General features: G+C 66.7%; 8 protein-coding genes. 7 read left to right on the top strand and 1 reads right to left on the bottom strand.

Features of this window, described 5'->3' with window-relative positions; genetic code table 11:
* Window positions 1-351: acyl-CoA thioesterase domain-containing protein (locus tag VNN10_12850; protein HXH22908.1), on the bottom strand; the 351-nt coding region annotated here is incomplete at its 3' end.
* A 105-nt stretch (window positions 352-456) separates the two neighbouring features.
* Here VNN10_12850 and VNN10_12845 point away from each other — a divergent pair.
* The 7 genes from VNN10_12845 to VNN10_12815 all read left to right on the top strand — a co-directional run bounded on the left by VNN10_12845 (window position 457) and on the right by VNN10_12815 (window position 8,524).
* Entirely contained in the window at window positions 457-1,236 is a 780-nt protein-coding gene (locus VNN10_12845) for a TIGR00730 family Rossman fold protein (GenBank protein HXH22907.1), read from the top strand.
* 58 nt (window positions 1,237-1,294) lie between these two features.
* The gene (locus VNN10_12840; GenBank protein ID HXH22906.1) at window positions 1,295-2,245 is read left to right on the top strand and encodes a PEP/pyruvate-binding domain-containing protein; all 951 of its coding nucleotides are present in this window, start codon (window positions 1,295-1,297) and stop codon (window positions 2,243-2,245) included.
* Between the two features lie 125 nt (window positions 2,246-2,370).
* Window positions 2,371-2,637 carry a hypothetical protein gene (locus VNN10_12835; GenBank protein ID HXH22905.1) on the top strand — a complete coding sequence of 89 codons (267 nt, stop codon included), beginning with the start codon at window positions 2,371-2,373 and terminating at the stop codon, window positions 2,635-2,637.
* Between the two features lie 520 nt (window positions 2,638-3,157).
* On the top strand, window positions 3,158-4,840 hold the full coding sequence (locus tag VNN10_12830) for an FAD-binding protein (GenBank protein HXH22904.1): 1,683 nt from the start codon (window positions 3,158-3,160) through the stop codon (window positions 4,838-4,840).
* A gap of 104 nt (window positions 4,841-4,944) precedes the next feature.
* Window positions 4,945-6,627 carry an FAD-binding protein gene (locus tag VNN10_12825; protein ID HXH22903.1) on the top strand — a complete coding sequence of 561 codons (1,683 nt, stop codon included), beginning with the start codon at window positions 4,945-4,947 and terminating at the stop codon, window positions 6,625-6,627.
* On the top strand, window positions 6,627-7,580 hold the full coding sequence (gene sdhB, locus VNN10_12820) for a succinate dehydrogenase iron-sulfur subunit (GenBank protein ID HXH22902.1): 954 nt from the start codon (window positions 6,627-6,629) through the stop codon (window positions 7,578-7,580). The genes VNN10_12825 and sdhB overlap by 1 nt, the downstream gene beginning before the upstream one ends.
* A gap of 41 nt (window positions 7,581-7,621) precedes the next feature.
* Window positions 7,622-8,524: a CoB--CoM heterodisulfide reductase iron-sulfur subunit B family protein gene (locus VNN10_12815; protein HXH22901.1), complete on the top strand. Its 903-nt coding sequence runs from the start codon at window positions 7,622-7,624 to the stop codon at window positions 8,522-8,524.
* Window positions 8,525-8,832: the final 308 nt, after the last annotated feature.

Genomic DNA, 8,832 nt, shown 5'->3' with positions numbered 1-8,832 from the left:
GACCTCGCCCTCAGGCTGCTCGGCCCGCCGCAGCATGACGACACTGCCTCGCGCCACCTCCAAGCCCTCGGAGGAGATCGACCCCTCGGCGACCCTGATCCGGTTGCCCTCGCGTCGCAGCGCCACGTCGATCGAGAGCGGCGCGAGGGGAGGGAGGCGGAAGAGGTCGATGGTGAGACGGGCGAATTGGAAGTCCGGGCGGCCGAAGCGCTGCTCCACGGTGTGGGCCAGGAGGCCGGCGAGGAGGCGGCCGTGCAGGGAGTTCGGGTTCCATGGCCCGCGCGCAATGGGCGCGGGCAGAAAGAGGTCGTCGCGGCGCGTGAGGAAGGCTTGGTTATCTGACTCGGACATGCCGATCATTTAAGCGACTGCGGTGCTTAGACAAAAGGAGCGAGCGCACTGGAGCGACCGAAAGCCCTTCGCAATCGGGCGGCTTTCGTGCGACCCTAAGAAGCCATGAACCTGCGCAACGACTTACTAACCGCCCCGGCGCACCCGCATCCAGAGGAGACGGAGCTTCTCGAAGGCCCGAAAAGGCGGGAGATCGAGCTGCTCCGGGCGATCCGCATCTTCTTCGAGTTCATGAGGGGATTCCGGGCGCTGCACTTCCTGGGACCTTGCGTGACGGTGTTTGGCTCCGCCCGCTTCGAAGAAGACCACCCCTACTACGCCCTGGCGCGGGAGACGGGAGCGCTCCTGGCTCGGGAGGGCTTCACGGTGATGACGGGAGGCGGGCCGGGGATCATGGAGGCCGCGAACCGCGGCGCCAAGGAGGCCGGCGGACGGAGCGTCGGCTGCAACATCGAGCTGATCCGGGAGCAGAAGCCCAACGCCTACCTGGACCGCTTCGTGACCTTTCGCTACTTCTTCGTGCGCAAGGTCATGTTGGTCAAGTACTCGTACGCCTTCGTGGTCATGCCGGGAGGGTTCGGCACCCTGGACGAGGTGTTCGAGACAGCGACCCTGATCCAGACGGGGAAGATCAGCGACTTCCCGGTCGTGCTGATGGGAGCGCAGTTCTGGCTGCCGATGTTGCACTTCATGAGTGAGACGCTGGTCGAAGCCGGCACGCTGGACAAGGGAGAACTGGCGATCTTCAAGGTGACGGACTCGCCGCAAGAAGCGGTGGACTACATCCGTGAGACTGCAATGGCGAAGTTCGGGCTGACCCGAAAGGCCCCCCGCCGCCGCTGGTTCCTGGGCGAGCGCAACGGCAACGGCAGACAGCCGGCCTGACATCACACACACACACACACCGGCGGCGCTGTTAAGATCGCTGCTCAGGGAGGGTGAGTTGGCTTTCATCGAATGGCTGCACCGTGGCAGGTTGCCCCGCGAGCTGGTTGGTGGAAAGGCGGCGTCGCTCTCGGAGATGCTGTCCGCGGGGTTCGCGGTACCGCTGGGCTACGCCGTGAACGCGGACGGGTACCGCTGCTTCGAGGAGGCTGCGGGCATCGAGGCTGCTGCCGAGGGCGCGGCCGGGCTTGACCCGAAGGACCTCGCGGCCGTCAGGGCGTTCTCGGAAAAGGTTACGACGGCGGTGATGAGCGCCGACTTGCCGGACGAACTACGGGAGCAGGTTGCGGCAGCGTACGATGAGCTGGTGTCGATGTCCGGCGTGGCGAGCGCGGTGCGCTCTTCCGCCGTCTCGGAGGACGGCGCGGGCGCGTCCTTCGCCGGCCTCTACGAGTCCTACCTCAATGTCCTCGGCGTAAACGGCGTGCTCGACTCTCTGAAGAGGTGCTATGCCTCGTTGTGGTCAGAGCGCGCCATTCGCTACCGGGCGCTGAAAGGGATGCCGATCGGTGGCGAGGCGATGGCGGTGGTCGTGATGGGCCTGGTGCCCTCCGAGAAGTCCGGCATCGCGTTCACAGCCCACCCCGTAACGGGGGACCGCGACCGCGTGGTGATCAACGCGAGCTACGGACTGGGCGAGGCGATAGTGTCGGGGCGCGTGACGCCGGACGCCTTCGTAGTGCACAAGGAGTCGCTGGGTCTGCTGGAGCGGGAGATCTACGAGAAGTGCCTGGCCATCTTCCCGCACCCGGACGGCGGCGGGACCATCGAACGCGAGTTGGAGCCGGGCCGCGCGAACGCCCCCTCGATCTCGGATGAAGAGGCGAAGGCGGTGGCGCGCATTGCGCTGCAGGTGGAGGAGCACTTCGGGTCGCCGCAAGACGTGGAGTGGGGGATGGCGGCGGGGCAGATCTACCTGTTGCAGTCTCGGCCGATCACGACGCTGTAGGCGACACCATCTTGTCCGAGACCGGCGCCGGGGGCCGACCGGCGGAAAAGTAGGGGTTCTCCCTAATGGCTCGGGGCGCGGCCACAGCCTAGCATTCGCTGCGGTGGCGGACGGAAAGGGTGACCATGCTCCAGGTAGTCGCCGGACCTGTCCTGCTTGCAGCGGGCCTGTTCATCATCTACTGCGCGCTCAACGGCGTGCCCTCGGTCCTGTCGCTCGACAGGATTATCCCGGCCCGGCGTGGCGGCGGCCGGACAATCCCGGCCGGTGACGCGCTGGTCGTCGAGATGCTCACCGAGATGCTCACGCTGCGAGAGCAGATCGCGGCTTTGCAGGAGCAGGTGGGCTCCCTGAAGGGCAACCGCCCGCGGAAGACGACGAAGGCAGCCTGACGGCGGACCGGCGGGGCTCCGCCGTGGGGACTATGCGAGAGAGGCCCTGAAAAGGGCCTCTTCTCGCTGCAAGGCGCAGGCCTGGCGTCGCTCGCTCACGGTCCCCTGGCCTCGCGGACGGACTCCTTGACCCTGATCCGGGCGGCACGGGCCTTGGTCCAGTAATTCTCTGCCTCGCCCTCTGCCTCGAGTCCTTCGCCGCCGGTGACCTCGCCGGCCCTTCCTCCTATCGCGCCCGGCTTCCTTGCCGACGCCTTCCTCCGGCCCGCGACAGGCGCCTCCCCGGCCGAGGCTACGGCTCTGTAGGCCCCGCGGCCTCGACGGCGCCAGGGCCGCTGTAGGTGGCATGGCTCCTCGTGCCCGCGGCCAGTCCGGCTGTCCCGCCGGAGGGGGCCGAACGGCCCTAAAAGAGGAATTCGATAACTAAAGGCTGTCTTTATCGGTTGTATGAATATCGGGACGCTCATACGATGGTGTTCGCAAGAAGCATCGAAGGGCCGACTTCCGGGAGGTGTCCTCCGTGGCGGTATTCAAGCACGAAGTCCTTGTGATTGGCGCCGGCATGGCGGGTATGCGCGCCGCCCTTGAGGCGATGCGGGAGGGCGCAAACCTGGCCATCCTGACGAAGGTACACCCGCTCCGGAGCCATTCGGTGGCGGCGCAGGGCGGCATCAACGCCGCTCTCGGCGAAGCCGACACGTGGGAGGAGCACGCCTTCGACACGGTGAAGGGCTCCGACTACCTGGCAGACCAGGACATCGTGGAGATCTTCGCCAGGGAGGCGCCGGGCGACATCGTCGAACTTGAGCGCATGGGCACGGTGTTCACGCGCTGGGACGATGGGCGGATCGCCCAGCGGCCCTTCGGCGGGGCCGGCACGCCGCGCGCCTGCTACATCGCCGACATTACGGGCCAGGCGATCCTGCACGTCCTCTTCGAGCAGCTCCTGAAGTACGGCATCGGCGTGTACGAGGAGTGGTTCGCGGTGGACCTGATAGTGCAGGACGGCGTATGCCGCGGCGTTTCCGCCATCGACATGCGAAGCGGGGAGCTGCACGTGGTGGAAGCGGGCGCGGTTGTGCTGGCCACGGGCGGCCTGGGCCGCGTCTATCACCCGACTACGAACTCGTTCATCTGCACCGGGGACGGCATGGCGCTGGCCTATCGCGCCGGCGCGCCGCTGCAGGACATGGAGATGGTGCAGTTCCACCCGACGACGCTGAAGGAGAGCGGCATCCTCATGACCGAAGGCTGCCGGGGCGAGGGCGGCTACCTGCTCAACTCCGAGGGCGAGCGCTTCATGAGCAAGTACGCCCCGAACATGATGGAGCTTGCCAGCCGCGACGTGGTCTCGCGGGCGGAGCAGACGGAGATCGACGAAGGGCGGGGCGTGGACGGCTGCGTACTGCTGGACCTCCGGCACCTGGGCGAGGCGAAGATCCGCGAACGGCTGCCCCAGATCCGTGAGCTGGCGATAGATGTCGCCGGCGTCGACCCGGCGAAGGACCCGATCCCGGTGCGGCCGGGCATGCACTACTCGATGGGCGGCGTGAAGGTGGACGCGAACGGCGCCAGTCCCCTGCCGGGACTCTTCGCCGCCGGCGAAGTGGCTTCCGTTGGGCTGCACGGGGCGAACCGGCTCGGGGGCAACTCGCTGATGGAAACGGTGACCTTCGGCCGTCGGGCCGGCAAGGCGGCAGCCGAGTTCGCGCGCGGCCTCAAGCAGGCGCCCCTGAACGAGGGCTCGCTCGCGCCCTCGCTCACCCGGATCCGGGAACTGATGGACCGGCCTCTGAACGGCGGCGACCTGCCGGCGCGCCTGCGCCAGGAGATGGGCGAGGCGATGAAGGAGCACTTCGGCATCTTCCGGGACGAGGCGCAGATGCGCGAAGGGTTGGCGAAGATCGCCGACTACCGGTCTCGTTACGCGGGCGTGCCGGTCCGCAACAAGGGCAAGGTGTACAACTATGACCTGCTCTCTGTCCTGGAGCTGGGTTTCCTGGTTGACCTGGCGGAGGTGATCGCGGCAGGCGCGATCGCGCGGAAGGAGAGCCGCGGAGCGCACTCGCGCCGGGACTACCCGGAGCGGGACGACCAGAACTGGATGAAGCACACGGTGGCGTGGCGGACGCCGCAGGGGCCGCGCCTGGAGTACGAGGACGTGAGGGTAACGCGCTGGGCGCCGCAGAAGCGCAGCTACTAGTTTTTCCTATCAGGGCGGCGGCTTATACTCGCTCTCGTGGGGCAGGTCCCGCCGCAGATTCCTTTGCCGGGAGCTGGGAGCACCCGGCTAGATAGGGAAGGGAAGTGGCAGTCTACCAGCACGATGTCCTGATTATCGGGGCCGGTCTCGCGGGGATGCGGGCGGCCATCGCGGCGCAGCTGGAGGGGGCGGACGTCGCGATCATTAGCAAGGTCCACCCCGTGCGCAGCCATTCCAATGCCGCCCAGGGCGGCATTAATGCTGCTCTGGGGGAAGACGACTCCTGGGAAGAGCACGCCTTCGACACGGTGAAGGGCTCCGACTACCTGGGCGACCAGGACGCGATCGAGGTGCTGTGCCGGGAGGCGGGGCCGGCGCTGATCGAGCTCGAGCGCATGGGGGTCATCTTCCACCGCGAGGAGAGCGGGCGCCTGGGGTCGCGGTCGTTTGGCGGGGCCTCCAAGGCGCGGACGTATTTCGTCGGCGACATCACCGGCCAGGCTATCCTGCACGTCCTCTACGAGCAGCTGATCAAGCACGGCCTGCGGGTCTACGAAGAGTGGTTCGTCACGGACCTCATTGTCGAGGACGCCGTGTGCAAGGGCGCGGTGGCGATGGAGATCCGGACGGGCAACGTGCACGTCATCGCCGCGAAGTCGACGATCATCGCGACAGGCGGGCTGGGGCGGATGTACGAGCCAAGCACGAACGCCCTGATCTGCACCGGCGACGGCATCAGCCTCGCCTACCGCATTGGCGCACCCATCATCGACATGGAGATGGTGCAGTTCCACCCGACCACGCTAAAGGGCTCGGGGGTGCTGATCACGGAGGGCGCTCGCTCCGAAGGCGGCTACCTGCTCAACTCCGAGGGCGAGCGCTTCATGAGCAAGTACGCCCCGAACATGATGGAGCTTGCCAGCCGTGATGTGGTGTCGCGGGCGGAGCAGACGGAGATCAATGAGGGACGGGGCGTCGACGGCTGCGTGCTGCTGGACCTCCGGCACCTGGGCGAAGAGCGGGTGCGTGAACGGCTGTGGCAGATCCGGGAGATCGGCATCGACTTCGCGGGAGTCGACCTGGTGAAGGAGCCGATCCCGGTACGCCCCGGGGTCCACTACATCATGGGCGGCGTGAAGACGGACATCGACGGCAAGACGCCGCTCGAGGGGCTGTACGCGGCGGGCGAGGCTGCCTGCGTCAGCGTCCACGGCGCTAACCGGCTGGGCGCGAACTCGCTGCTGGATACGGTCGTCTTCGGACGGCGTTCGGGCGTAGCGACGGCGGAGCGGGCGCGCAGCGTGATGGGCTGGACGCCGCCCTCGGATCGCTACGCTGAGGAGACGAAGCGGAAGCTGCAGGCGTTCCTCGACCGGCCGCTGAACGGCGACCGCGTGGCCAAGATCCGACTCGACATGGGCAACATGATGAGCGAGCTCGTCGGCGTGTTCCGCACCGAGGAGCAGCTGCGCCTGGCGGTCGAGAGGATGAAGGACATCCGCGCGCGCTACGAGAAGGTGGGCGTGGAGAACAAGGGCAAGGTGTTCAACACGGACCTCCTGTTCGCGATCGAGCTGGGGTTCATGATCGACTGCGCCGAGATGACGTGCGTGAGCGCCGTCGCGCGCAAGGAGAGCCGCGGCGCGCACTACCGCACTGACTTCCCCCAGCGCGACGACGCGAACTTCCTCAAGCACATCGCCTGCACCTACTCACCGGAGGGGCCTCAGCTCTCCGAGATGCCGGTGACCATTACTCGATGGCAGCCGCAGGAAAGGAAGTACTGATGGAGGTAAAGCTCAAAGTCCTCCGATACGACCCTGAATCCGGCAAGGAGCCTGAGTACCGGCGCTACACGGTCGACATGCCGGAGAGCGCGACCGTCCTCGACTCATTGATCGAGGTGCGGGAGTTCCACGATGGGACGCTTTCGCTGCGCTGCTCCTGCCGGAGCGCGATCTGCGGCTCCTGCGCCATGCGCATCAACGGCCGCGCCCGCCTGGCCTGCAAGACGCAGGTATCGAGCGTGGCCGAGGACGGCGAGGAGATCGTCGTCGAGCCGGCGGGGAACATGCCGACCATCAAGGACCTGGTCGTGGACATGGCGCCGTTCTGGGACAAAATCCGGGCGGTAAAGCCGTGGCTTCAGCCCTCGGGCCCGCCGCCTGAGCGCGAGTACCTTGCGCCGCCGCAGGCGATGATCGAACTGGCCGAGGTCATGAACTGCATCATGTGCGGCGCCTGTGTCTCCGACTGCACGGTGCTGGAGGTCGACAAATCCTTCCTGGCACCGGCGGCGCTGGCCAAGGCATGGCGCTTCGTGCACGACCCGCGGGACGGCAATACGGCCGCGCGCCTGCGCGAGCTGAGCGAACCGAGCGGAATCTGGGACTGCACGCGCTGCAACTTCTGTGTCCAGGTCTGCCCCAAGGACGTGAAGCCCATGGACCAGATCATGAAGCTGCGCGCGGAGGCGACAGCCATCGGTATCACGAACAACGCCGGCTCCCGGCACACCTTCGCCTTCACCTCGACGGTGAAGGAGGGCGGGCGGCTGAACGAGTTTCAGATGCTGCCACGGACGCACGGGCTGCTCAACATCGCTGCCAACCTGGCGGAGCTGCCGGGCGGCATCCGGATGATCCGCGCCGGGAAGATGCCCTCGCCGTTCACGCACAAGATCCCGGGGGCGGCGCACGTAAAGCGCATCTTCAAGCGCTTCGAGCACGCGAAGGTTTAGGTCCGCGGCTTTCGGCCGCGGCGAGATAGGGGGACTCCTCGATGAAGTACGCTTTCTGGCCCGGCTGCGTCTCGAAGGGCGCCTGCCCCGAGCTCTACACGTCGATGGTGCGCACCTCGGCTGCGTTAGGGATCGAGCTCGTCGAGCTGTACGACGGCAACTGTACGGGCGCGGGCGTGATCAGCGAGCACAGCATGGAGACCGCGGATGCGCTGAACGCGCGCAACTTCGCGCTGGCGCAGCGGCTGGGTCTGCCGCTGATCAACATCTGCAGCACCTGCCAGGGCGTACAGAGCATGGCGCAGCAGCGGCTGAAGAAGAACGCGAAGCTCGCGGCCGAAATCAACCAGACGCTCTCGGACGAGGGCCTGTACTACGACGCCCAGAAGGGCCTGGAGGTGAAGAACTTCCTCTGGGTGCTCGTGGAGGACTTCGGGCTGGACCGGCTGAAGAGCATGATCAAGCGGCCGCTGCACGGGATCAGCGCCGGCCCCTTCTACGGTTGCTACATCCTGCGGCCGGAGTCCATCCTCGGCTTCGACGAATTCCCGGAGCGCGACACCTACCTGGAGCAGGTGATCGAAGCGGTGGGTTGCAAGCTCATCACCTACGAGGGCCAGGACAAGTGCTGCGGCTTCCCGATCCTCACGATCAACAAGAAGAATTCGCTGACCATGGCGGCGAACCACCTCAGCGAGGCACAGAAGGAAGGCGCGGACTTCCTGGTCACTCCCTGCCCGCTCTGCCACCTGAACCTGGATGCGCAGCAGCCGGACGCGGCGAAATACGCGACCGTTGACGGCCTGCAGGTGCCGATCCTGCACCTGCCCCAGCTCATCGGCCTGGCGCTCGGCATCGACCCGAAGGAACTGAGGGTTGACCGGCACGTCGTGTCGACTAACAAGGTGCTATCGAAGCTGACCGCGACGCCGGTGCACGCCTAGGCGGACGGTACGGGAGCCCGGTAGACGCCGCCCCCCGGCCGGCTCCTCGAGGACGGGCCGGGCGCGGTGGCTCCACAGCGTCCGCGGCAATCGCGAAGCAGCCGCACTGCGGCAGTAAAGCTCTCTCGCAGCACTCAGCCGCCTTAAGGTTTAGGCGCTCGAAGAGGAGTAGCAGGCGGCGTCCCGTGGTGATGGCGGCGGTAACGACGGCCTCGATCGCGTTAAGGTCGCCTTCACGTTTCGCTACTCGACATAACAGGTCTCGCGGCGGCGCATCTGTGGGACTACGATGGCGCCGACAGGCTTCG

It is taken from the genome of Dehalococcoidia bacterium, from assembly GCA_035574915.1.
Lineage (GTDB): Bacteria > Chloroflexota > Dehalococcoidia > DSTF01 > WHTK01 > DATLYJ01.
This window is presented reverse-complemented; position numbering and strand designations above follow the sequence as displayed.